We start from the raw sequence: 21,678 nt of genomic DNA on the forward strand, positions 1-21,678 counted from the left end.
GCGGTGTGTCAGGCTCCAGATGTGTTGACTGACACCACGCTATCGCGAGCAGGCTCGCTCCCACAGGTTTTGTGAGTGGCCTCAAATCATCTGCACTGCGCAATCCCCGTGGGAGCTGGCTTGCCAGCGAAAGCGGTGTGTCAGGCACCAGATGTGTTGACTGACACGACGCTATCGCGAGCAGGCTCGCTCCCACAGGTTTTGTGAGTTGCCTCAAATCATCTGCACAACACCAATCACTGTGGGAGCTGGCCTGCCAGCGAAGGGGCCAGCAGTTTCAACAACAATCTCAGTTCAGGTCAGCGCTGAACTCCACCACCGGCATCTGCCGCTTCATCAGTACTTTACCTGCGCGAATCGAGTACAGCGGCAAGCCCTGGCTGCGGATGACTTCGTAATCGCTGTCCGCCGACAGGATCAACAGATTCGCCGGACGCCCCTGTTCCAGACCATAACGCTCACCCAGATTCATCGCTTTGGCGCTGTTGTCGGTGACCAGATCCAGCGCACTTTGCAGGTTGCGGTAACCGAGCATGTGACAGATGTGCAAACCGGCTTCAAGCACCCGCAGGATGTTGCCGTTGCCCAGCGGATACCACGGATCGACAATCGAGTCCTGGCCAAAACACACGTTCATTCCGGCTTCCAGCAACTCGTTGACCCGGGTCACGCCACGGCGTTTCGGGAAGTTGTCGAAGCGTCCTTGCAGGTGAATGCTTTCGGTCGGGCACGAGACAAAACTGATCCCCGAATGCCCGAGCAGGCGGAACAGTTTGGCGCAGTAGGCGTTGTCGTAAGAGCCCATCGCCGTGGTGTGGCTGGCGGTGACGAGGGCGCCCATGTCGCGGCTACGTGCTTCTTCGGCGAGCACTTCGAGAAAGCGTGAATGCGGGTCATCGGTTTCATCGCAATGCACGTCCACCAGGCAACCGGTGCGCTCGGCCAGGTCCATCAGAAACTTCACTGAGCTGACGCCCTGATCCCGGGTGTACTCGAAGTGCGGGATGCCGCCGACCACGTCCGCACCCATGCGGATCGACTCTTCCATCAGCTCGCGGCCATTGCGGAACGACTCGATGCCTTCCTGCGGGAACGCGACGATTTGCAGGTCGATCAGGTGACGGCTTTCTTCGCGCACTTCGAGCATTGCCTTGAGCGCAGTGAGGCTCGGGTCGGTGACGTCAACGTGGGTGCGCACATGCTGGATGCCATGGGCCGCCAGCGTTTGAATGGTTTTCTTGGCGCGGGTCTTGGTGTCTTCTTCGGTGATGGTGACCTTGCGTTCGCCCCAGCATTCGATGCCTTCGAACAGCGTACCGCTCATGTTCCAGCGCGGCTCGCCGGCGGTCAGCGTGGCATCAAGGTGAATGTGCGGTTCGACGAAGGGCGGCACCACCAGATTGCCACCGGCATCGAGGTCGTCAGGCCCCAGGTTCGGGGCTTCGGTCTGACGGGCGATGCTGCGGATCAGACCGTCTTCGAGGTGCAATTGGTGCAGGCCGTCCTGATTGCGCAGGCGGGCGTTGATGATGTGCATCAGGCAAATCCTTTTATAGATCTTGTAGTGGTGCGTCAGCGCTGCGGGCGCCGAGCACGCCGGTGACGATGACATACGTTAGCGCGGCAGCGGCAATCCCTACCAGCGGCGCGACCCATGGCGAGCTGAATGCGGCAAGGGTGCCGACTGCGTAAGCGCCGAGTCCCGGCCAGTTGAAGGCCGGCAGCCGTGCGTCGGCCAGTCGCGGGTAACGGCCGCGCCAGCGGAAGAAAAAGTCGGCCATGATCACGCCACCGATGGGCGGAATCACCGTGCCAAGCAGAATCAGATACGGCACCAGCATGTCGTACATGCCGAGCAATGCGAGCAGGGTGCCGATCACCGCGCCGGCGAGGGTCACGGTCTTGCGGCGATTGGTGCGCAGCAGATTGCAGCCGGCGACGGCGAAGTTGTAGATGGTGTTGTCCTGGGTGCTCCAGATATTCAGCAACAGCATCGCCATCGCGGCCATGGCGAAGCCTTGCAACAGCAGCACTTCGACCACGTCCGGTTGCTGGTAGACGATGGCGCCGTAGGCTCCGATCAACACCATCAGGCCATTGCCGATGAAGAAACCGATCAGGCTGGCCAGTACCGCAACCTTGGCCGAGCGCGAGAAACGCGTCCAGTTGGTGGCCTGGGTCGCGCCGCTGACGAAGGTGCCGAACACCAGAGTGATCGCGGTCGACCAGTCCATCGAACCGCTGGGCATCACGCTCAGCAATCCCTCGAATCCGCCGACCTTTACCGTTGCGACCCACATCGACAGCATCAGCAGCAACATCATCGCCGGGACTGCGATGTACGACAGAATCTCCAGCCCACGATAACCGACATATGCCGTGGCGCAGAACATCAGGCCGAACAGCACCATCAAGCCGAGCACCGTGCCTTGATCCAGCTCGAAATATTTGCCGAGCACCACCGCAGCGGTCGCCGTGCCCCAGGCGTACCAGCCGATCTGGGTGAAACCGAGAATCAGGTCGCTGAGCTTGCTGCCGACTTCACCAAAACAGAAACGCCCCATCAACACCGAGTTGAGGCCGCTCTTGAACGCGATGTAACCGAGCCCCGCCGCGTACAGCCCCAACAGCAGATTGCCGACGACGATCACCGCGAGCATCTCGCTGAAACTGAATGCCACTCCCAGCTTGCCGCCGGCAAACATGGTCGCAGTAAAAAGGGTGAACCCCAGCAGCACCATCGCCGTGGAAGCCAGGCCCTTGCGCGCGTGCATCGGCACTTCGCTCAAGGGGTAATCGTTGCCGGGATCGTTCTGCGTCATGGGGCGTTCCTTGCTGAAAAGGGGAGGACGCGGGAAGGGTTGCAGTGGTCGTGCCAGTCACGGATTCGCGAGGTTATGTATAGACGAGTCGTGAGGATCGGCACGAAAAGGGTGCGCCTGAACACACCGAAGCCCAATGTAGGAGCTGCCGAAGGCTGCGATCTTTTGATCTGAAAAAAACAAGATCAAAAGATCGCAGCCTTCGGCAGCTCCTACACGGGATTGCGGTGGGTTAGAGGAATCGCAGGAGGGCGGCGACGATGGCTTCGGGGGCGTCTTCCTGGACCAGATGTCCGGCGCTCGGGATCGAGTGGAACTGTGAGCCCGGAATCATCTGGTGCAATACGCGGCCGCGTTCGATGGGAATCCATTGATCCTGTTCACCCCAGAGAATCTGCACCGGGCAGCGGATTGTCGGGTAGAGGCCTTCCACCTCGCGAGTAAAGCACTCATCCATCTGCGCGATCTGACGATAGAACGCCGCTTGCCCGGGTTCGCCAATCCACGGTTGCACATAGGGCGCCAGCTCGGCGTCAGGTATCTCGCGGTGAATCGCCCCGCGAATATAGGTCGGCACAATCGCTCGCTGGATGTAGTCGGGCAGTCCGCTGAACGCTGCTTCATGCTGGCGCACATGCTGTACGAATGGCGAGCCCCAAGGGGCGAGCGCGACCGGGTCGATCAGCGTCAGGCTGCGGTAATCCTTGCCGTTGAGCAGGTGCGTGCGCAGGGCGGTGGCGCCGCCGAAGTCGTGGGCGACGACGTCCGGGCGCTCGATATTCCAATGATCGAGCAATTGCGCCAGCAACAGATTTTGCACGCCAAGGGACACATCGGCGTCGGGTTGTGCGGAGCGGCCATAGCCCAGCAGATCGAAATAATGCACCCGGTGCGTGGCGAAAAAGTACAGCGCGATGCGGTGCCACACGTAAGACGAGAAGGGTGTGCCGTGCACGAACACCAGCGGTGGGCCGTCGCCGCGCACGGCATGGCGCACCGGGTGCCCGTTGAAGTCGAAGATTTGATCCAGCAGCCAGTCAGTCATCGGCCTGTGCTCTTGGCGGGTTTGAGCCAAAAAGCATAGGCATAAAAAAACAGCCGTGAAGGCTGTTCTTTATTTTCCTGCACAAACACAGAACCCTGTGGGAGCCAGCCTGCTGGCGATAGAGCTGGGTCAGCCAGTGCAAATACCGACTGACACGCCTTCATCGCTAGCAGGCTAGCTCCCACAATGGGATTTATGTGGTTCGGGATCACTCACCGCGATAGATGCAACCGCTAGTGCAGGTCTCGTGGATGCGGATCGCGCTGAGTTCCGGCAGCAGTGGCTTCAGTTCATTCCAGATGAACTTGGCCAGCACTTCGCTGGTCGGGTTTTCCAGACCGGGAATGTCGTTCAGGTAGTTGTGATCCAGACGCTCGTACAGCGGCTTGAAGATCGCCTTGATTTCCGAGAAGTCACGAATCCAGCCAGTGTGCGGATCGAGGTCGCCGCTCAGGTGAATCGCCACTTTGAACGAGTGGCCGTGCAGACGCCCGCACTTGTGGCCGTCCGGTACGTGCGGCAGGCGGTGGGCGGATTCGAAAGTAAATTCCTTGAAGATTTCCACAGTGTTTTCGGCTCTGTTCAGGTGGCGTTCGCCGCAGCGATTCGGGCAGGCGGCGAGTTTACCAGCTTGTGTTTGGCCGTGCTGACTAAAGGGTCAGCAAGCGCTCGGCGAGGCGACCGTTGGCAGTCAGTTCGAGAAACTCGTCGCCCAGGCGCCGGCTCTCGTCCATCGCCGCGCGCCAGTATTTCTGTCGGGCCGACGCATCGCCCATGAAGCGTTTGAAGTCATTCCGGTCGGGCAGTTTGCCGAAGGGCAGGCGTGCCAGATATTCCTTCGACGGCGCGAGCAGCAGCACGTCCTGCAAGCGTTCTACCGAGGCGCGGCGCCATGGCAGGGTCTTGTCGAACCAGCCCGGAATCACCCGGTCGGTGAAGTGCGGATAAAGCACGATACCGTCGCCGCTGTAAGGCAGATCGAGGTGATAGTCGAGCAGGCCGCCATCGCGGAACGTGCCGGCACCGGCACCCGGCAGGTCGCGCACACCTTCCATGACCATCGGGATCGACCCCGAGGCCAGCAATGCCTGGCGCAGGTTATTGGCATCAAGCGCAACGAAGCGCGACGGGAAATCGTTGAGCGCGTGGACCGGAGGCGCCAGACGCGGATCGTGGATGATCAGCCGTTCGAAGTGCCGCGACAGCCGTGCGCGGCCGCGCAGGTTGTCGGCGATCACCGAACCCAGCGCCAAGCCGAGCCGGCCACGATGATCGTCCGCCAGACGCCCGTGGCTTTTGACCACCATGATGTTCAAGCGGTAATTGGCGTTGTTGAGGATGCTGGCGTCGCGGCCGTCGAGCAGATCATTGAGCATGCGCTGCGAGCTCTGGCTGATCTCGGCCATGGTCACGCCTTTGTTGAAATTCTGCTCGGTGTACAGATGCCCGAGGCGGCGGATGCCTTCAGCGGCATCCGGCAGACAGGCGCTGGCGAAGCGCCAGGAACCGACCGAGGCGCCGATCAGCGAGCGCTCACGCGGCGCCGTCGGCAGCCATTCGCCGAACAGCGCCAGATCCAGCCCCTGAATCCCCAATGCTTTCGGGCCGCCGGCCGCACCGGGCAGGGTGCCGACATCGATGGCGTTCAGGCCTTCAGCACGGATGCGCGCCATCGCACGCGGACCGGCCTTGAGGGTGAGGGCAGGGAACTTGATGTGAATGGCGGTCATACCGGTCTCGATCGTTAGCAAGCGAAGCATTATGTAGGAGTGAGCCTGCTCGCGATAGCGTCGACACATTCAACATCAATGTGTCTGACAGACCGTCATCGCGAGCAGGCTCACTCCTACAGGGAAGCAATGATGGCCATTCAGTTTCAGTTAAGTTCAAATCGTTAAGGTGCCGGCCGTAGCAACACATAAAAATACGGAGACACCCATGAAAACCCTGACTGCCCTGTGCATCGCCGCGATCATCGGCCTGACCGCCAGCATCGCCCATGCCCGTGATCTTGGCCCCGACGAAGCCCTGCGCCTGCGCGACGCTGGTACTATCGTGTCTTTCGAGAAGCTCAATGCCACGGCGCTGACCCGACATCCCGGCTCGAAGATCACCGATACCGAACTGGAAGAACAGTACGGCAAGTACATCTACCAGATTGAACTGCGCGACCCGCAGGGGCTGGATTGGGATCTGGAATTAGATGCGGTCAGCGGGCAAGTGCTCAAGGATCATCAGGATACGTAATGAAGGTTATTGTTCGCGTCACCAGTCGGACTGCGCTGGCGCTCGTGATTGTCTGCTCGACGGCGCTGGCTCGTGACCTCGATCAGGACGAAGCCCTGCGCCTGCGTCAGCAGGGGGTGATCCTGCCGCTGGAGCAAGTGCTGCAACAGGCACTGGATCGCTATCCCGGCGCCAAACTGCTGGAAGTCGAGCTGGAAGAAAAGCACGACGTCTACGTTTATGAAGTCGAGTTGCTGACCGTCGAAGGTGTGGCGCGTGAGCTGCATCTGAAGGCCGATACCGGTGAATTACTGAAAGACAAGGAAGATTGATCGATGCGTTTGCTTCTGGTGGAAGACCACGTACCGCTGGCCGACGAACTGCTCGCCGGCCTGCAGCGTCAGGGTTATGCGGTGGACTGGCTGGCGGACGGGCGCGACGCGGCCCATCAGGGCAGCAGCGAGCCTTATGACCTGATCATTCTCGACCTCGGCCTGCCGGGTATTCCCGGGCTTGAAGTGCTGGCGCAATGGCGGGCCGGTGGGTTGGCGATCCCGGTGCTGATCCTCACCGCTCGCGATTCCTGGGCCGAGCGCATCGAAGGCCTCAAGGCAGGCGCCGACGATTACCTGACCAAACCATTCCACCCCGAAGAGCTGCACCTGCGGGTGCAGTCGTTGTTGCGCCGGTCGAAGGGCCAGGCCAATCAGCCGACGCTCAAGGCTGCCGGTCTGCATCTGGACGAGGGTCGCCAGTGCGTTACTCGCGACGGTGCCGACATTCAACTGACCGCTGCCGAATTCCGCCTGCTGCGTTATTTCATGCTGCACCCCGAGCAGATCCTGTCGAAAAGTCACCTCGCCGAACACCTCTACGACGGCGAAACCGAGCGTGACTCCAACGTCCTCGAAGTCCACGTCAATCACCTGCGGCGCAAGCTCGGCAAAAGTGTGATTGAAACCCGGCGCGGTCAGGGTTACCTGTTCGGCGGGCAAGCGCAGTGAGGTCGATCCAGCGCCGCTTGAGCCTCGGTTTGATCAGCGTGATGGTGATCGTCGGCCTGGTGCTGGCGCAAACCAGTCTGTGGTTGTTCGAAATGGGTTTGCAGCGCTACCTCGAAGCCGGACTGCGCAACGACAGCGAAAGCCTGTTGGTGGCGCTGGTGCGTGGCCCGCAGGGTTTGCAACTGGATGAACGGCATCTGTCGCCGGCCTATCAGCGGCCATTTTCCGGGCATTACTTCCGCATCGATTTCGCCGAGAGCCATTGGCGCTCCCGCTCGTTGTGGGATCAGGACTTGCCGCTACTGGAACAACCGGGTTTGCACAGCAACCTGCAACTGGGCCCGGATGGCCAGCAATTGCTGGTGCTGCGTTCGGATTACAAACGGCTGGGCCAGTCGATCTCGATCAGCGTCGCTCAGGATTACACGCCGGTGCGCGAGAGTTTTCAGCGCATGCGTCAGATCGGGCTGGGCCTTGGGCTGGCCGGTCTGCTGCTGATTTTGCTGCTGCAGCGGATCACCGTGCGCCGCGCCTTGCGCCCGCTGGAAAAGGCCCGCGAGCAGATCGCCCAGCTGCAACAAGGCCAGCGTTCGCAACTCGACGATCAAGTGCCGGTGGAACTGGAACCGTTGGTGGCGCAGATCAACCATTTGCTGGCGCACACCGAAGACAGCCTCAAGCGCTCGCGCAATGCCCTGGGCAATCTGGGGCATGCATTGAAGACGCCGTTGGCAGTGCTGTTGAGTCTGGCGTCCAGCGAACAGCTCGATGCCCATCCGCAATTGCGCAAAATCCTTAAAGAGCAACTGGAGCAGGTGCAGCAGCGGCTCAATCGCGAACTCAACCGTGCGCGGTTGTCCGGCGATGCATTGCCGGGTGCGCTGTTTGATTGCGATGCGGAACTGCCGGGTTTGCTGGCGACGCTGAACATGATCCACGGCGAACATCTGGCGTTGAGTTATGTGTCGCCACCGGGGCTGCAACTGCCTTGGGATCGAGAAGACTTGCTGGAGTTGCTCGGCAACTTGCTGGACAACGCCTGCAAATGGGCAGATGCCGAAGTGCGCTTGAGCGTGATTGAGCGCACTGACGGTTTCGCCCTGAGCGTGGAAGATGACGGGCCGGGGATTCCTGAAGAGCAACGCGCTCAGGTATTCAGCCGAGGGACGCGGCTGGATGAGCAGACCCATGGGCATGGATTGGGGTTGGGGATTGTGCGGGATATTGTCGATACGTGGGGCGGATTGCTGGTGCTGGGCGAGAGCGAGTGGGGCGGGTTGAAAGTGGTGATCGAGTTGCCTCGGCGCTAGCATCGATCCCAAGGTCACTGCATAACCTGTGGGAGCGGGCTTGCCCGCGATGGCGTCAGTACATTCAACATTTGTGTGTCTGACACACCGCCATCGCGGGCAAGCCCGCTCCCACAGGGATTTGTGGTGAGCGGGCGTTTCGCATCAAACCCGGAACTGATCCATCAGGCTCTGCTGCTGATTCGCCAGACTATTGAGCGACTGGCTCACCCGCGCCGACTCGTTCGCCTGCTCAGACAATGACTCCGTCACATCACGAATGGTCGCCACGTTGCTGTTGATCTCCTCAGCCACCGCACTCTGCTCTTCCGCCGCACTGGCGATTTGCAGGTTCATGTCGCTGATCACCGTCACCGCGTCGCCAATCTGACGCAACGCCGTCACGGCCTGGCCAACCTGCTCGACACTGCCTTGGGCCTGACGATGGCTGTTGCCCATCGAACCGACCACATCCTGCGTGCCGCTCTGCAACTGCTCGATCACCTGACGGGTTTCTTCCACCGACTCTTGCGTGCGGCGGGCGAGGTTGCGCACTTCGTCGGCGACCACCGCAAACCCGCGTCCGGCTTCACCGGCACGCGCCGCTTCGATGGCAGCATTGAGCGCCAGCAAATTGGTCTGTTCGGCGATGGCGCGGATGGTTTCCAGCACCGCGCCGATCTTCTCGCTATTGGCGGCCAGGCCTTCGACCTGAACCATTGCCGCGCTCATGTCGGCGGCGAGGGTGTCGATACTGGCGGTGGTGCGGTCGATCACGGTCAGGCCCTGACGGGTAGCGCGGTCGGCGTCCTTCGCGGCTTCGGCGGCCTGCGCGGCACTGCGAGCGACGTCCTGGGCGGTGGCGCTCATTTCGTGGGACGCAGTCGCAACCTGATCGACCTGACGGTATTGCTGCTCCATGCCGGCGCTGGTCTGGGTGGCGATGGCCGAGGATTGGTCGGCGGTGTTGCGCGCGTCCTGCACCGAGCGTTTCACTTCGGCAATGATCGGTTGCAGCTTGTCGAGGAAACGGTTGAACCAACCGGCCAATTGACCGAGTTCATCCTTTTTGTCGTACGCCAGACGACGGGTCAGGTCGCCTTCGCCACTGGCGATGTCTTCGAGCATGTGCGCCACGCCGAGGATCGGATTGGTCACGCTGCGCGCCATCAGCCACACCAGCAACAGGCCGATCAACGCCGCGATGGCGCCGAGGCCCAGTTCCATCAACGTGCCGGCGTTGTTGCTGGCGTCCAGTTGTTGTTTGAGCGCTTCGGCTCGCGCGACGAGGACGTGTTCCGGCACGTCGAGCAATACGCCCCACGACGGACCACCGGGAATCGGCTGGAATGGCGACAGCACTTTCAACTGGTCATTGCTGTGCAGACTGCTGACCTGGCTGCTGTTGGCGAGCAGGCGCAACAGTTCGGCACCGCTGGTTTTGTCCACGGCATCCAGACGCTGGCTGAGTTTGCCGGCGTCCGGACTGTAACCGGCGAGCAGGCCAGCGGGACTGACGATGCTCACGGCGGTCTGACCGTCATAGAGCTTTTTGCTGGCGTTCTGGCTGACCGCTTGCAGGCTGTTGAGGTTGATGTCCACCGACAGCGAGGCGATGACTTTGCCGTTGACCATCAGCGGGAAGACGATGCTGGTCATCAGCACCCTCTGGCCGTCGATCACATAGAAGTACGGCTCGATCACGCACGGCTTGAGCGTGGTGCGCGGGCAGGTGAACCAGGCGTTGGCCGCCTGACCGCTGGGGCCGGTGCTGGTATCGGCCATGTCGCTTTCCGGCAGCGCCATAGAGGTGACTTTGCCCGGGGTCGGCTGTGACCAGTACAGGGCAAAACGGCCCTTGTCGTTGCTACCGAGTTCAGCCTGACCGGCGAACAGTTCATCCTTGCCATCCAGTGCGTTGGCTTCGAACACCAGCGACAAACCGAGCAGGTCAGGGTTGGCTTGCAGCGCCGACTTCACCTGACGGGTCATGTCTTCGCGCAGATCGAAGGCGTCGAGGAAGCGTTTTTCAGCCTGTTCACGCAAGAACAGCACCTGGCGCGAGAAGCCGTGGCCGTATTGATAGGCATCCATGAACTGCTGACGAATGCCGAGGGCCTGCACCTCGCCTTGGGATTCGATGCGCGACTGGGCCGATTCGGTGAGCATTTCCATGCTCGAAGCTTTCACCAGTTCAGAACTGTGCTCCATGCGATACAGCGAAAGACCCACCAGCAGGGTCACGATGCCGGCCAGGCACAGCCCGGCGAGCAGGGTGATTTTCCATTGGATGGAAAGTTGTCTGAGCGACATGGAGAGCGTCCTTATTCGATAAATATCTGAGACTTTGCACTGTAACGGCCGCGTTTCGGCATTCTTTATCCTTGAAACACAATAAGGCGAATTGCCGCACTTTGCAGTGCTGAGCGCTTTCCGTGGCGAGGGGATTTATCCCCGATCGGCTGCGAAGCAGTCGCAAAACCTGCCTGTTTGATTTTCCTGGACGATCTGAATGGGGCGGCTTTGCCACCCAACGGGGATAAATCCCCTCGCCACAATGGACATTCGCCATGCAGGTATCAGGCAGTCGCTTTGACACCGCGTCCACTCTGCGGCACAGTGCGCGCCCTTCTAATAAGACCCTCTTTGCAAATCCGCCGATGATGTTCTGGCGGACTCATTCTGTCTGGCGGTGAAAACTTCATCGCAGTGTTTTTGAGGTAACGAAATGAATGCAGTGATTGCTGCGGTCGGCGTCATGCTGATCCTCAGCCTGTCCCGCGTGCATGTGGTGATCGCTTTGATCGTCGGCGCGCTGGTGGGTGGCCTGACCGGTGGTCTGGGCATCGACGCCACCCTGAAGGCGTTCAACAGCGGCCTGGGTGGCGGTGCTACCGTGGCGTTGTCCTACGCCTTGCTCGGCGCTTTCGCCGTGGCGATAGCAAAGTCCGGACTCGCGCATGCCCTGGCCGACAAAGCGCTGGTGATGGTTGATCGTCAACACGCAACGGGCGGTGGCAGCGTCAAATGGTTGTTGATCGGCCTGCTGTGGGTGGTGGCGATTGCCTCGCAGAACATCATCCCGATTCACATTGCGTTCATTCCGTTGCTGGTGCCGCCACTTCTATATGTACTGACCAAGCTGCAACTCGACCGTCGGTTGATTGCCTGCGTGATGACGTTCGGTCTGATCACGCCGTACATGTTCCTGCCGGTGGGTTTCGGCAACATCTTCCTCAATGAAATCCTGCTGGCCAACGTTGCCCGCAGTGGCGTTGACATCAGCGGTATCAATGTCACCCACGCCATGGGTATTCCGGCGCTGGGGATGATGACGGGGCTGGCGATTGCGTTCTTCAGCTATCGCAAGAAGCGCGTCTATGACCTGTCGAAGATCGAACAGGTTGAGCAAGTCGCGGTGCAGTACAACCCGCTGAGCCTGTTGATCGCCGGTCTGGCGATTGCCTGTGCGTTCATCGTTCAGTTGTTGCTGGACTCGATGATTATCGGGGCATTGGCCGGTTTTCTGATCTTCTCGGTGTCGGGTGTGGTCAAGTGGCGTGAAACCGATGACCTGTTCACTGAAGGCATGAAGATGATGGCGATGATCGGCTTCATCATGATCGCCGCCTCCGGTTTCGCCGAAGTGATGAAGGCCACCGGCGAAGTACAGACGCTGGTCGAATCGTCGGCATCGTGGATCAATCACAGCAAAGGCGTCGGCGCACTGTTGATGCTGCTGGTAGGGTTGCTGGTGACCATGGGCATCGGCTCGTCGTTTTCCACCGTGCCGATTCTGGCGGCGATTTTTGTGCCGCTGTGCGTGCAACTGGGTTTCAGTCCGATGGCGATCGTCTGCATCGTCGGCACTGCCGGGGCGCTGGGCGATGCCGGTTCGCCGGCCTCGGATTCGACGCTCGGCCCGACTTCCGGTTTGAACATCGACGGTCAGCATCACCATATCTGGGACACCGTGGTGCCGACGTTCCTGCACTACAACCTGCCGCTGCTGGCATTCGGCTGGGTGGCCGCAATGGTCCTCTGATACCGCACTGATCCCCTGTGGGAGCTAGCCTGCTAGCGATAGCGTCAAACCAGTCAGAACATCTGGTGACTGATACATCGCAATCGCCAGCAGGCTGGCTCCCACAGGGGCGGGGTTGAATCCTTGGCTCAACTTTTGGTTTCGCGTGCCGTTAAAGCCTTTAAGCACGCCCAATAAAACCAAAAGAGTGAGCCCCCAATGCGCCTGAGTCTCAAGGCTAAAGTCCTGTCCCTTGCCGTCCTTCCGGTCTTGCTTTTTGCCGTGGTCATCAGCCTGACCACGCTGTTCATCCTGCAAGAGCAGGCACACAAGGAAGTCGAACAGACCCGCGAACGTCTGCTCAACGACGCCAAAGCCACCCTGCAAAGCTATGTTGCCGTGGCCATGACCACGATCAAACCTTTGTACGACGCCGCCGCTCCCGGCGACGCCGATGCGCGGGCGCAGGGGATCAAGTTGCTGTCGGGAATTCGCTACGGCAAGGACGGCTACTTCTTCGGTTACGACTCCGAGACCGTGCGCCTGTTCAAGGCCAACGACCCTGACGGCGTGGGCAAAAGCTTCAAAGACAATCGCGATTCGAACGGCGTCTACGTCAACCTCGGCCTGGTAAAAGTGGCGAAGGATGGCACCCACTATCTGCAATACAGCTCGCCGCTGCCGGGCAATGCCCAGGTGCAGGTGCCGAAACTCGGTTACACCGAATACCTGGCGAAGTGGGACATGGCGGTCGGTACTTCGGTCAACCTCGACGGCATCGAAGCGCAAGTCGCGGTGGTCGAGGCGCAGGTGCAGGAGCGCGTGCAAGGCGTGATCCTCAGCATCGTCGGCGTGGCGGTGGTGGTGCTGCTGATAATCGCGGCGGCGGGCATGATCCTCGCCAACACCATTCTGCGGCCGCTGACCCTGATGAAAGCCAACCTCGACGACATTGCTGCCGGTGAGGGCGATTTGACTCGCCGACTGAACATCACCAGTCAGGATGAACTCGGCGAACTGGCCGGCTCGTTCAACCGCTTCGTCGACAAGATCCATGGTCTGGTGCGGCAGATTACCGAGATGACCACGCAGTTGACCGGTCTGGTGACGCAAGTCTCCGATCAGGCGCAGCGCTCGGACAAGGCGATGGAGCGTCAGCGTCACGAGACCGATCAGGTCGCCACGGCGATCAACGAAATGTCCGCCGCCGCCCAGGAAGTCGCCAAAAGCGCGCAGAACGCTGCGGTCGCTGCGCAGCAGACCGACGAAGAAGGCCAGAGCGCCAAACGTGTGGTGGCCGGCAGCATCAAACAGATTCATGCGTTGGTGGATGATATTCGCAGCAGCGGCGTGTCCCTCGACAGCCTGCAACAGGACGTGACTTCGATTGTCGGCGTGCTCGGGGTGATTCGTTCGATTGCCGAGCAGACCAACCTGCTGGCGCTGAACGCCGCGATTGAAGCGGCACGAGCCGGTGAGGCCGGGCGCGGGTTTGCCGTGGTTGCCGATGAAGTACGCGCGCTGGCCAGCCGCACGCAGATCAGCACTCAGGAAATTCAGGGGATGATCGATCGCTTGCAGGCCGGTACACAGTCGGCGGTGGAAGCGATGCGTCGCTCCAGCGAAGCGGGCGACGGCACTTCGGCGCAGGCCAATCAGGCTGGCGCGTCGCTGGATGCGATGGCCAATCTGATCGCCACCATCAACTCGATGAACGCCCAGATTGCCAGTGCAGCGGAAGAGCAGACGGCGGTGGCGGAAGAGATCAACCGCAGCGTGCATCAGATTGCTGTGGCGGTGGATAACGTCGCGGATGAAACGCAGTTGGGGGCGCAGACGTCGCGCAGTCTGGCGGATCTGGGGCAGCGGCTTGGTCAGCTAGTAGGTCAGTTCCGCATCTAAAGAACACCGCACAACCCCTGTAGGAGCTGCGGCACGCTGCGATCTTTTGACTTCGCTTCAAAACAAGATCAAAAGATCGCTGCCTCGTTTCACTCGTGAGCTCCTACAGGGATTGTGCTCAGGCTCACGGTCTGTCCCAGTAGGGGATGACCCCGAAGCATTCGATGTAGAAATCGATCACTGTCCGCACCTTCACCGAGAGCCGCCGGCTCCCCGGCCACAGCACCGCAATCTGCTGCGGCTCTACGCTGTTCGACACTTGATATTCCCGCAACACCGGCACCAGCGTGCCTTCACGTACCGCTTCACCAATCAGCCACGACGGAAACATCACCAGCCCCAGGCCCTGCACGGCGGCTTGTGTGAGGGTGTCGGCGTGGTTGCCGGTGATAGGGCCCTTAACCGAATACGGCGTCCAGTCCTGTTGCTCGCGGCGGAAAAACCAGCGTTGCTGGCCGGTCGCGCCTTTGTAGGCCAGGCACTGATGCTGCGCCAGATCTTCGGGATGTTGCGGCGTGCCGTGGCGTTGCAGATACGCCGGGCTGGCGGCGACCTGAAAGCGGTGTGGCGCGAGAATTCGCGCCTGCATGCTGGAGTCATGCAGCGGGCCGATACGAAACAGCAAGTCCGCGCCTTCCTGCAACGGGTCGACGTAGTGGTCGGTCTGCTGGATATCCAGTTGCAGTTTCGGATAGCGCTCACACAATTGGCCCAGCCACGGCGTCAGATGCCGTTGGCCGAACACCACCGGGGCGTTGATCCGCACCAGACCGGTGGGTTCGCTTTGCTGTTCTTGCAACGCCTGTTCGGCTTCTTCCAGTTGCACCAGTACCAGTCGCGCATGGTGGCCGAGCATTCGTCCGGCTTCGGTCGGCGTGACTGCGCGGGTGTGGCGGTAGAGCAATTGCTGATTCAGCGCCTGTTCCATCAACTGGATCTGCCGGGAAATCGAGGAGGGCGCCACGCCTTCGCGGCGGGCGACTTCGGAAAAACTGCCGTGGTCGAGCACGGCCACAAACAGCCTTAGCGCCTTGAATCCCAGTTCGTTGAGCCCGTGCATGATCGATCCTGCTGTGCGAGTTGCGCAAAAGTGTTGTCCGGATGCTCCCATTTATCGCACAGCTGCGCCAGCCGATAATCCGCGCCATCGTTTACTAGGACAGGTTGTGGTTATGCAGACGTTGGACGAAGCAAGTGTGGTGCAGCCGGAGACTAAACCGGGTTTGCGCTTGTTGTTGCTGCCGCTGGTGATTCTAGCGGGGATGGGGTTGTCGGTGGAGGCCGGGTTGCTCGGGCCGTTGGGTGAGCAGGTCGGGCATCTGTGGGCGACGTTGAGCATCTTTGGTGTCGGCTCGGCGATTCTGTTTTTGCTGCTGTTGTTTGCGGGGCCGCAGAAGGGCCCGGCACTGACTGATCTGCCGCGCTGGCAATTGATCGGCGGGTTTCTCGGGCCGATGTATGTGGTGGTGCTGACGCTGGCGACGCCGCATATCGGCATTGCGATGACGATGATTGCGATTCTGTCGGGGCAGGTTGGCAAGAGTGTGTTGATCGACCATTTCGGCTGGTTCGGTGCCACGCGCAAGAAGGTCAACGCTGAGCGTTGGCTGGCGCTGGGGTTGATCGTGGTGGCACTTGTTCTGATTGCGCGGGGTTGATGATGAGTCTGGTTATTTTGTTGGCGGTGGTGGTGTTGGCCGGTGCGGTGTTGAGTGTGCAGGCGGCGATCAATGGGCGGCTGGGTGAATCGGTCGGGGTATTGCGCAGTAGTCTGCTGACGTTTGTGGTGGGCGCGGTTTCGACGGGGTTGTTGATTTTGTTTTTCGAGCCGGCGCAGGCGCTGAGTCTGCTGGACGTGCCCAAGTGGCAGTTGAGCGGGGCGCTGTTCGGGGTGGTTTACATGATGGTCATGGTTGGTGCAGTGCCACGGGTGGGGACGGCGGTGGCGACGGTGGCAGTGATTGTCGGGCAATTGGGGATGGGCATGTTGATTGATAACTTTGGCTGGTTGGGCAATCCGGCGATTGAGCTTTCTTCCAGTCGCGTTTTGGCGATGGGGTGCTTGGGCTTGGCTTTGGTGTTTATGTATCGGAGCAGTGTGCGTTCGGATTGAACCCCGGCACTCCCCCGGCCATCTACACTGTGACGCACGGTGCGTTTTTCGCACTGGACGACCATCACGATTGGAGTCTGCCTTTATGTCCGATAAAACCTGTGACTGTCCGAAATGCAACTGCAAGCTCGGTGAGCATCCAGTTGTGCGCCACGGCAAGCATTTTTGCTGTGAGGCGTGTGCCCATCATCATGAGAATGGCGCAGAGTGTTCGAGCAAGGGCTGCAAGTGCGCCCATGGCTGAGCACCGCCGATAAAAAGCTGTGCCATAAAAAAGTGGAGCCTAGTCAGGCTCCACTTCAAGTTTCAGGCTTTCGTCGTCCAGCCGTTCGATATGCCGGACGCTGCCTTGCAATGTTCTGCCGTCAACCTTTACCACGACGATTGTCGCCTGATGCAGGTCGTCCGGCACGGGGGCCGGTACGCGCAGGGCGAAGCAATAGGGGTCGTCGACTACGGCTTCGAGGCCGACTTCGCATTCGATGCTTTTGGTGATGCGACCGAAGAAGGTGTCCAGGCCGTAGTCCAGATGCGCCGGACTGTAGGTGATGGTCATGCACGTTCCCCCCGTTTGATTCGAATCTTCAGTGAAGCCTAGCTCGTCGGCCGCCAGCTGACGTTTTCCACGCCGAATTTTTCTGCCATCGGCTTGCTGGTTTTTTGTACCTTCTCGCGGCCAAAACGCGGGATGCGGCCCACGCCGGCGTCGCAGCTCGCCCAGTGCCAGGCCTCGGCGTTGTCCATTTTGTCCGAGCGGATAATGAACGACTTGGGGCTGCCGTGAAGGGTGTAGTCGATGACGTAGAGTTTTGCGTTGTTCATAAAGCCCTGATTCCTCCCTGTGGTATTAGAAGGATCGCAGCGCACCGGGAAAATTCATTCGGATTGTCCGACGGTATCTATCATTGGCGACGCTGTGTGCGACTGGTTACCATGGCGGCTTCGCCAACCCCAATGATTGCTCGCCATGGCCCTTGCTGCGCCCCCTGATTTCAGTAATCCCGATGTGCCGGTGCAGCCGCTGGCGCGGACGTATCCGCGTGGCTTGTTTATCGAGCCGCATGAGCATGTCTGGGGTCAGTTGCTGTATGCGATGAGCGGGGTGATGTGGGTCGAGACCCCGCATGAGGCGTTGGTGGTGCCGCCGCAACGGGCGGTGTGGTTGCCGCCGGGGGTGCCGCACGGGATTCGGGTGGTGTCGGATTTGCAGATGCGCAATATCTACCTGCGCCCGGCTCTTGCCGCGACGCTCGATGACAGCGTGCAGGTGATCGAGGTCGGCGGGTTGCTGCGTGAGTTGATCGTCGGGCTGGTGGAGCATGGCGATAGCGGTGCGCCGGAGTATTACGAGGCGTTGGTCGGGCTGGCCTTGCTTGAGCTGAAACGCGCAAGGCGTTCGCAGTTGAAGATCCCGTTACCGGACGATTCCGACCGGCGTTTGATGCATCTGTGTCAGGCGGTAATGGCGGCGCCTTCGCTGGATATCTCCTTTGAGCAACACGCGGAAAACGCCGGGGCCAGCGTGCGTACTTTGGCTCGCTTGTTCAAGGACGGTCTGGGCATGGGCTTCGCTGAATGGCGGCGCCAGGTGCAGTTGGCGACGGCGGTTGCCGAGCTGATTCAGGGCGTGTCGGTGAGTGCCATTGCCCGCGAGCTGGGCTATTCGCCGAGCAGTTTCAGCGACATGTTCCGCCGTGAGTTGGGCGTGGCACCGTCGCAGTTCACCGTGGATTGACCCAACTGCAAAAAACCTGTGGGAGCTGGCTTGCCAGCGATGGCGTCGTCACTTCCAGCATCTTCGTCGCAGAAACACCGCTATCGCTGGCAAGCCAGCTCCCACAGGGTTCTACAGCGAACTCCGGGATTTGGCCGAAATTCAGAAGTCCTTGGCCGACGCCTCCACCGAACCTTCCCTAGACTCTGCCCATTCCTTTCAAGCGGCGGAGTTGTCCCATGAACTACCTGATTTCGCTGGCCATCGGGCTGGGCGTCGGCCTGCTCTATGGCGCGCTGGATTTTCGTTCTCCTGCGCCACCGGCCATCGCGCTGGTCGGTCTGCTGGGCATGTTGGCGGGTGAGCAGTTGTGGCCGATGGGCCGGCAACTGGTGTCTGGCTGGTTGTCCTGAAATCCCTCTTTTTCCTTCGGTGGATGTTTCCATGAAAGCACTGCAATTCGATAAAACCGGCGACTTGTCTTCCCTGCGTTACGTCGAGGTGCCGACCCCGGTGCCGGGCGCTGACGAAGTTCTGGTGCAGATCAAGGCTGCGGGCCTGAACCCCAGCGATGTGAAAAACGTGCTCGGGCGATTCCCTTACACCACGCTGCCACGGATTCCCGGCCGCGATTTTGCCGGGGTGGTGGTCGAAGGGCCGCAGGCGCTGATCGGTCAGGAAGTCTGGGGCACCGGGCGAGAGCTGGGTTTTTTCGCTGACGGCTCGCATGCGCAATTCGTCAAACTGCCGGCCAGCGGAGTGGCGCAGAAACCGACGCATTTGAGTTTCACCCAGGCCGCCAGCCTCGGCGTGCCGTACACCACGGCATGGGATGCGCTGGAGCGCAGTCTGGTAACGGCGCAAACCCGTTTGCTGGTGATTGGCGGCGGCGCGGTGGCGACGGCGGCATTGGCGCTGGCCAAGGTTCGTGGTGCGCAACTGTTGGCGGCGGCGCGGCGGCCGGAGCAGGTCAAGGATTTGCAGGCGCAGGGTTATCAGACGATTCAACTGGATAAGCCTGAAGACCTCGGTGCGCAGGTCAATACGGTTTACGCCGGTGGCGCTGATGTGATTTTCGACACCACCGGTTTCTGGCTGCCGGCCTCGGTCGCGGCGCTGGCGACTTTCGGGCGCATCGCGATTATCGCCGCACCGGTCGATGGTCATGTGCAGTTGCCGGCACTGGCGTTGTATCGCAAGGGCGGTTCGGTGGTCGGGATCAACTCGCTGCTGTACGGCGTCGCTGCGTGCGCGGCGATGCTCGATCAGTTCGGGCGGTTTTTCGATGAGGATCTGCTGCCGTTGCCGCAGGGCCTGGTGGAATCGCCGTTGGCCGAAGGGCTGGAGCGTTATGCCGAAGTGAATCAGGGCGGCGGTGACAAGATCATTCTGATCCCCTGAAATCACCGAAAACCCTGTGGGAGCTAGCCTGCTAGCGATAGCCATCAAACAATCGATGAAGATGTTGACTGGAAAGACGCCATCGCTAGCAGGCTAGCTCCCACACGTTGTACTGCGTTGATCTCAGGATTGCGGGACGCCGTTTTCCCATGCCGACCAATGCTTGAGAATGTCCTGCACCAACGGATTACCCGTGCGATAGAGGTTTTCCAGTGCCGGGACGAAGCCGCCCTGATCGGCGTACTTCAGCAGGTTGTCGACTTCACTGCCACCGGGGGCAGGGCGGTCGAAGTCGGAGCCAGCGCGGACCACCGCCAGACGTTGCACGTCCACCAGACCTTCGCGGCTGGCGCGCAACAGCGCTTCGTAGGTGGAGTTGTCTTCCTGTTGGGTGGTGCAGTATTCGCCTTTGTTGTCAGTCAGCAGTTTGGTCCAGACTTCGGCGCGTTCGCTCAGACGCGTACCGGAGAACCAGGTGTTGCCGGCCAGCGTGTCGCAACGGGTCACGACCGGTGGTTGATTGGCCGGGGCCGACGGATATTTCAGGCGCCAAGCGGCCGATTCCTTGCTTTCACTCAGCTCGACCTTGTGGCTCAGTGCGAAGGCTTTGGCTTGCAGTTTCGGGTTAAGTTCGAAGACTTCGGTCTTGTAATCCAGCGGCGGTTTTTCGTTCGGGCCTTTGGTGTTGATGCCGATGTAACCGGTCGGCCAACTCGACGGCGCGTCACGTGAATCGAGTTCCCACTGGGTACCGAACTCCACCAGATAATGCGCCCACGCGGCGGTGCCGATGGTCCCGTGTTTCGGACTGATGCCGGCGATGCCAGCGATCAGAAAGTAGCTTTTGCGCAGGTCGAATTTTGGCGACAACGCCAGTGCCAGCGTCGAAGCGGCGGCGTTGGTCTGGCCCATACCGGTGGTCATCAGGCACACCTGCTGCGTGTTGCAGCGGATGGTCGGGTATTCGGCGGACAGGCCCGGCACGCGGATTTCCTGCTTGAGTTGCAGCCGATCGATCCAGTTCTGCGCCTCGGGGGCGAACATGGTGATCAGCATCACCTTCGGCTGGATCGGTGCTTCATTCGCCCAAGCGGTGGAAGAGAGCAGGGCCGCAGCGGCCAGCGACAGACGCATCATTGCTTGCATAAAAATCTCCTGAAATCAGAACTGATAACCCATGCCGGCGTAGTAACCCCAGCCGTTGGAGCGGGCGCGGAAATTGCCGTTGCCGAAGTTCAGCTCGCTGCCGTCTTCCCAGTTGCCGCCGTTGTGGAAATAACGCCCCACCAGGGTGAAGCGCAAATGGGTGAACGAGTACAGCAGGACGTTGGTTGCCACCGTGGCATTGGCGGTGCGCGCCGGATTGTCCTTGTGGATGTCCGAGCCGAAATCGAAGTTGGTGAAGCCGATGTAGGTCAGCGACGCACCGTTGCTGTAGCTGTCGATGGGGACGATGTACTTGAGTTGGGCACGGTAGCCGTCCCACGAATATTCATTGCTCGCGCCGTAGTTTTCCCACTGGTAGCGCCCGTACAGGTTGGCCGACAGATTGACCCGCGAACGGGTGTCGATGTCGGTACCGAAACCGCTGTAGAGGGTGTTGGCGCGGTTGGCCTTGCTGCTGCCGTTGTCGTAAATCCAGTCGAACGCCACATACCATTCCTTGAACGGTCCGATGGCCAGACTGCGCCCGGCGAGGTAGTCGATGGAGATTCGCGGTTCGTGTTCCATGAACACCGGTGAGCCGTGATCCCATACGCCTTTGTCGTGGCTGTTGCCGATATTGAAGATCTTCGGGATGTCGATGTAACCGTACAGCTCGAACGGGCCCTTGCGCCCGAAATACTCATATTCCAGGTAGATGTCATCAGCCGGCTGCGGGCCGAAGCTGATGTCTTTGCTGCCGATCAGGGTCACATCCTGATTGAACCAGTCCGACAGGTATGCACCTTTTTTCGGCGGGTTGGCTTCGGGGCTGAGGGCTTCACCTTGGGCGGACTCTTCCGGCAACGCCGGTTGTGCCAAAGCGCTGGCGCTGAGAAGTCCGGTAACGCCGGTCAGTAGCAAGGAAACAGCAAAAGTGCGCACAAAAGGGGCGCGAGGAGAGGAGGCAGCGTGCATTCAAAGTCCTTTTTTGC

At 60.4% G+C, this 21,678-nt stretch carries 23 protein-coding genes and 2 pseudogenes; 13 read left to right on the plus strand and 12 right to left on the minus strand.

What is annotated here, in order from left to right; genetic code table 11:
- Nucleotides 1-289: 289 nt before the first annotated feature.
- From codA to ACIOZM_RS05855, 5 genes are all read right to left on the minus strand, one after another.
- On the minus strand, nt 290-1,537 hold the full coding sequence (codA, locus tag ACIOZM_RS05835; RefSeq protein WP_401210599.1) for a cytosine deaminase: 1,248 nt from the start codon (nt 1,535-1,537) through the stop codon (nt 290-292).
- 13 nt (nt 1,538-1,550) lie between these two features.
- On the minus strand, nt 1,551-2,822 hold the full coding sequence (gene codB, locus ACIOZM_RS05840; protein ID WP_401210602.1) for a cytosine permease: 1,272 nt from the start codon (nt 2,820-2,822) through the stop codon (nt 1,551-1,553).
- A 232-nt stretch (nt 2,823-3,054) separates the two neighbouring features.
- Complete coding sequence (locus tag ACIOZM_RS05845) at nt 3,055-3,867, minus strand: alpha/beta fold hydrolase (protein ID WP_401210605.1); 813 nt, start codon at nt 3,865-3,867, stop codon at nt 3,055-3,057.
- A gap of 208 nt (nt 3,868-4,075) precedes the next feature.
- A complete protein-coding gene (gene queD, locus ACIOZM_RS05850; protein WP_007955941.1) occupies nt 4,076-4,432 on the minus strand; it encodes a 6-carboxytetrahydropterin synthase QueD in 357 nt (118 codons plus the stop codon).
- An 85-nt stretch (nt 4,433-4,517) separates the two neighbouring features.
- Nucleotides 4,518-5,597: a patatin-like phospholipase family protein gene (locus ACIOZM_RS05855; RefSeq protein ID WP_401210606.1), complete on the minus strand. Its 1,080-nt coding sequence runs from the start codon at nt 5,595-5,597 to the stop codon at nt 4,518-4,520.
- Nucleotides 5,598-5,805: 208 nt separating this feature from the next.
- Here ACIOZM_RS05855 and ACIOZM_RS05860 point away from each other — a divergent pair, with 208 nt between their 5' ends.
- From ACIOZM_RS05860 to ACIOZM_RS05875, 4 genes are read left to right on the plus strand one after another with little or no spacing between them, the layout of a single operon-like run.
- Nucleotides 5,806-6,114 carry a PepSY domain-containing protein gene (locus ACIOZM_RS05860; protein ID WP_401210608.1) on the plus strand — a complete coding sequence of 103 codons (309 nt, stop codon included), beginning with the start codon at nt 5,806-5,808 and terminating at the stop codon, nt 6,112-6,114.
- Nucleotides 6,114-6,425, plus strand: a complete 312-nt coding sequence (locus tag ACIOZM_RS05865; RefSeq protein ID WP_401210610.1) for a PepSY domain-containing protein — start codon at nt 6,114-6,116, stop codon at nt 6,423-6,425. The genes ACIOZM_RS05860 and ACIOZM_RS05865 overlap by 1 nt, the downstream gene beginning before the upstream one ends.
- A 3-nt stretch (nt 6,426-6,428) precedes the next feature.
- Entirely contained in the window at nt 6,429-7,097 is a 669-nt protein-coding gene (locus tag ACIOZM_RS05870; protein WP_401210613.1) for a response regulator transcription factor, read from the plus strand.
- A complete protein-coding gene (locus tag ACIOZM_RS05875) occupies nt 7,094-8,407 on the plus strand; it encodes a sensor histidine kinase (protein ID WP_401210615.1) in 1,314 nt (437 codons plus the stop codon). Before ACIOZM_RS05870 ends, ACIOZM_RS05875 begins: the two co-directional genes overlap by 4 nt.
- Nucleotides 8,408-8,551: 144 nt before the next feature.
- Here the strand turns inward: ACIOZM_RS05875 and ACIOZM_RS05880 are convergent, their stop codons facing one another.
- Both ACIOZM_RS05880 and ACIOZM_RS05885 read right to left on the minus strand, forming a co-directional pair.
- Nucleotides 8,552-9,307 (minus strand): methyl-accepting chemotaxis protein, encoded by a 756-nt coding sequence (locus ACIOZM_RS05880; protein ID WP_401210711.1) that lies wholly within the window; start codon nt 9,305-9,307, stop codon nt 8,552-8,554.
- A 102-nt stretch (nt 9,308-9,409) separates the two neighbouring features.
- A pseudogene (locus ACIOZM_RS05885) lies at nt 9,410-10,699 on the minus strand (HAMP domain-containing protein); the annotation flags it as partial.
- Nucleotides 10,700-11,114: 415 nt separating this feature from the next.
- Between ACIOZM_RS05885 and ACIOZM_RS05890 the strand changes: the two are divergent.
- The 3 genes and pseudogenes from ACIOZM_RS05890 (at nt 11,115) to ACIOZM_RS05900 (ending at nt 14,312) form a co-directional block, all read left to right on the plus strand.
- Nucleotides 11,115-12,431 (plus strand): Na+/H+ antiporter family protein, encoded by a 1,317-nt coding sequence (locus ACIOZM_RS05890; RefSeq protein WP_401210618.1) that lies wholly within the window; start codon nt 11,115-11,117, stop codon nt 12,429-12,431.
- A gap of 198 nt (nt 12,432-12,629) precedes the next feature.
- A pseudogene (locus tag ACIOZM_RS05895) lies at nt 12,630-13,406 on the plus strand (cache domain-containing protein); the annotation flags it as partial.
- A gap of 201 nt (nt 13,407-13,607) precedes the next feature.
- Nucleotides 13,608-14,312, plus strand: a complete 705-nt coding sequence (locus ACIOZM_RS05900) for a methyl-accepting chemotaxis protein (protein WP_401210713.1) — start codon at nt 13,608-13,610, stop codon at nt 14,310-14,312.
- A 124-nt stretch (nt 14,313-14,436) separates the two neighbouring features.
- Here the strand turns inward: ACIOZM_RS05900 and ACIOZM_RS05905 are convergent, their stop codons facing one another.
- A complete protein-coding gene (locus tag ACIOZM_RS05905; RefSeq protein ID WP_401210621.1) occupies nt 14,437-15,372 on the minus strand; it encodes a LysR family transcriptional regulator in 936 nt (311 codons plus the stop codon).
- 112 nt (nt 15,373-15,484) lie between these two features.
- Between ACIOZM_RS05905 and ACIOZM_RS05910 the strand changes: the two genes are divergently transcribed.
- The 3 genes from ACIOZM_RS05910 (at nt 15,485) to ACIOZM_RS05920 (ending at nt 16,669) form a co-directional block, all read left to right on the plus strand.
- Entirely contained in the window at nt 15,485-15,970 is a 486-nt protein-coding gene (locus ACIOZM_RS05910; protein ID WP_401210624.1) for a DMT family transporter, read from the plus strand.
- Nucleotides 15,970-16,425, plus strand: coding sequence for a DMT family transporter (locus tag ACIOZM_RS05915; RefSeq protein WP_401210627.1), 456 nt, complete (start codon nt 15,970-15,972; stop codon nt 16,423-16,425). The genes ACIOZM_RS05910 and ACIOZM_RS05915 overlap by 1 nt, the downstream gene beginning before the upstream one ends.
- A gap of 85 nt (nt 16,426-16,510) precedes the next feature.
- On the plus strand, nt 16,511-16,669 hold the full coding sequence (locus ACIOZM_RS05920; RefSeq protein WP_401210630.1) for a metallothionein: 159 nt from the start codon (nt 16,511-16,513) through the stop codon (nt 16,667-16,669).
- A gap of 39 nt (nt 16,670-16,708) precedes the next feature.
- On the opposite strand, the gene ACIOZM_RS05925 is transcribed toward ACIOZM_RS05920, so the two are convergent.
- Together ACIOZM_RS05925 and ACIOZM_RS05930 are read right to left on the minus strand one after the other, a co-directional pair.
- Complete coding sequence (locus ACIOZM_RS05925; RefSeq protein WP_401210632.1) at nt 16,709-16,981, minus strand: hypothetical protein; 273 nt, start codon at nt 16,979-16,981, stop codon at nt 16,709-16,711.
- 38 nt (nt 16,982-17,019) lie between these two features.
- Nucleotides 17,020-17,247, minus strand: coding sequence for a DUF6555 family protein (locus ACIOZM_RS05930; RefSeq protein WP_401210635.1), 228 nt, complete (start codon nt 17,245-17,247; stop codon nt 17,020-17,022).
- A 145-nt stretch (nt 17,248-17,392) separates the two neighbouring features.
- Here ACIOZM_RS05930 and ACIOZM_RS05935 point away from each other — a divergent pair, with 145 nt between their 5' ends.
- The 3 genes from ACIOZM_RS05935 (at nt 17,393) to ACIOZM_RS05945 (ending at nt 19,540) form a co-directional block, all read left to right on the plus strand.
- Nucleotides 17,393-18,160, plus strand: a complete 768-nt coding sequence (locus ACIOZM_RS05935) for an AraC family transcriptional regulator (RefSeq protein WP_401210637.1) — start codon at nt 17,393-17,395, stop codon at nt 18,158-18,160.
- 218 nt (nt 18,161-18,378) lie between these two features.
- A complete protein-coding gene (locus ACIOZM_RS05940; protein ID WP_080750762.1) occupies nt 18,379-18,552 on the plus strand; it encodes a DUF1427 family protein in 174 nt (57 codons plus the stop codon).
- Nucleotides 18,553-18,583: 31 nt separating this feature from the next.
- Nucleotides 18,584-19,540: a zinc-binding alcohol dehydrogenase family protein gene (locus tag ACIOZM_RS05945; protein ID WP_401210638.1), complete on the plus strand. Its 957-nt coding sequence runs from the start codon at nt 18,584-18,586 to the stop codon at nt 19,538-19,540.
- Nucleotides 19,541-19,663: 123 nt separating this feature from the next.
- Here ACIOZM_RS05945 and ACIOZM_RS05950 read toward each other — a convergent pair whose 3' ends face one another.
- Both ACIOZM_RS05950 and ACIOZM_RS05955 read right to left on the minus strand, forming a co-directional pair.
- Nucleotides 19,664-20,686: a purine-nucleoside phosphorylase gene (locus tag ACIOZM_RS05950; RefSeq protein ID WP_401210640.1), complete on the minus strand. Its 1,023-nt coding sequence runs from the start codon at nt 20,684-20,686 to the stop codon at nt 19,664-19,666.
- A gap of 15 nt (nt 20,687-20,701) precedes the next feature.
- The gene (locus tag ACIOZM_RS05955; protein ID WP_401210643.1) at nt 20,702-21,661 is read right to left on the minus strand and encodes a nucleoside-specific channel-forming protein Tsx; all 960 of its coding nucleotides are present in this window, start codon (nt 21,659-21,661) and stop codon (nt 20,702-20,704) included.
- Nucleotides 21,662-21,678: the final 17 nt, after the last annotated feature.

Origin of the sequence: Pseudomonas sp. NPDC087346 (assembly GCF_044744235.1) — a bacterium.
GTDB lineage: Bacteria > Pseudomonadota > Gammaproteobacteria > Pseudomonadales > Pseudomonadaceae > Aquipseudomonas.

Excerpts from the sequence above, each read along its gene's own strand:
- codA (WP_401210599.1), bottom strand. The coding sequence starts at position 1,537 with ATGCACATCATCAACGCCCGCCTGCGCAATCAGGACGGCCTGCACCAA.
- codB (WP_401210602.1), bottom strand. The coding sequence starts at position 2,822 with ATGACGCAGAACGATCCCGGCAACGATTACCCCTTGAGCGAAGTGCCG.
- ACIOZM_RS05845 (WP_401210605.1), bottom strand. The coding sequence starts at position 3,867 with ATGACTGACTGGCTGCTGGATCAAATCTTCGACTTCAACGGGCACCCG.
- ACIOZM_RS05855 (WP_401210606.1), bottom strand. The coding sequence starts at position 5,597 with ATGACCGCCATTCACATCAAGTTCCCTGCCCTCACCCTCAAGGCCGGT.
- ACIOZM_RS05860 (WP_401210608.1), top strand. The coding sequence starts at position 5,806 with ATGAAAACCCTGACTGCCCTGTGCATCGCCGCGATCATCGGCCTGACC.
- ACIOZM_RS05865 (WP_401210610.1), top strand. The coding sequence starts at position 6,114 with ATGAAGGTTATTGTTCGCGTCACCAGTCGGACTGCGCTGGCGCTCGTG.
- ACIOZM_RS05870 (WP_401210613.1), top strand. The coding sequence starts at position 6,429 with ATGCGTTTGCTTCTGGTGGAAGACCACGTACCGCTGGCCGACGAACTG.
- ACIOZM_RS05880 (WP_401210711.1), bottom strand. The coding sequence starts at position 9,307 with ATGGAGCAGCAATACCGTCAGGTCGATCAGGTTGCGACTGCGTCCCAC.
- ACIOZM_RS05890 (WP_401210618.1), top strand. The coding sequence starts at position 11,115 with ATGAATGCAGTGATTGCTGCGGTCGGCGTCATGCTGATCCTCAGCCTG.
- ACIOZM_RS05900 (WP_401210713.1), top strand. The coding sequence starts at position 13,608 with ATGTCCGCCGCCGCCCAGGAAGTCGCCAAAAGCGCGCAGAACGCTGCG.
- ACIOZM_RS05905 (WP_401210621.1), bottom strand. The coding sequence starts at position 15,372 with ATGCACGGGCTCAACGAACTGGGATTCAAGGCGCTAAGGCTGTTTGTG.
- ACIOZM_RS05910 (WP_401210624.1), top strand. The coding sequence starts at position 15,485 with ATGCAGACGTTGGACGAAGCAAGTGTGGTGCAGCCGGAGACTAAACCG.
- ACIOZM_RS05915 (WP_401210627.1), top strand. The coding sequence starts at position 15,970 with ATGATGAGTCTGGTTATTTTGTTGGCGGTGGTGGTGTTGGCCGGTGCG.
- ACIOZM_RS05920 (WP_401210630.1), top strand. The coding sequence starts at position 16,511 with ATGTCCGATAAAACCTGTGACTGTCCGAAATGCAACTGCAAGCTCGGT.
- ACIOZM_RS05925 (WP_401210632.1), bottom strand. The coding sequence starts at position 16,981 with ATGACCATCACCTACAGTCCGGCGCATCTGGACTACGGCCTGGACACC.
- ACIOZM_RS05930 (WP_401210635.1), bottom strand. The coding sequence starts at position 17,247 with ATGAACAACGCAAAACTCTACGTCATCGACTACACCCTTCACGGCAGC.
- ACIOZM_RS05935 (WP_401210637.1), top strand. The coding sequence starts at position 17,393 with ATGGCCCTTGCTGCGCCCCCTGATTTCAGTAATCCCGATGTGCCGGTG.
- ACIOZM_RS05940 (WP_080750762.1), top strand. The coding sequence starts at position 18,379 with ATGAACTACCTGATTTCGCTGGCCATCGGGCTGGGCGTCGGCCTGCTC.
- ACIOZM_RS05945 (WP_401210638.1), top strand. The coding sequence starts at position 18,584 with ATGAAAGCACTGCAATTCGATAAAACCGGCGACTTGTCTTCCCTGCGT.
- ACIOZM_RS05950 (WP_401210640.1), bottom strand. The coding sequence starts at position 20,686 with ATGCAAGCAATGATGCGTCTGTCGCTGGCCGCTGCGGCCCTGCTCTCT.
- ACIOZM_RS05955 (WP_401210643.1), bottom strand. The coding sequence starts at position 21,661 with ATGCACGCTGCCTCCTCTCCTCGCGCCCCTTTTGTGCGCACTTTTGCT.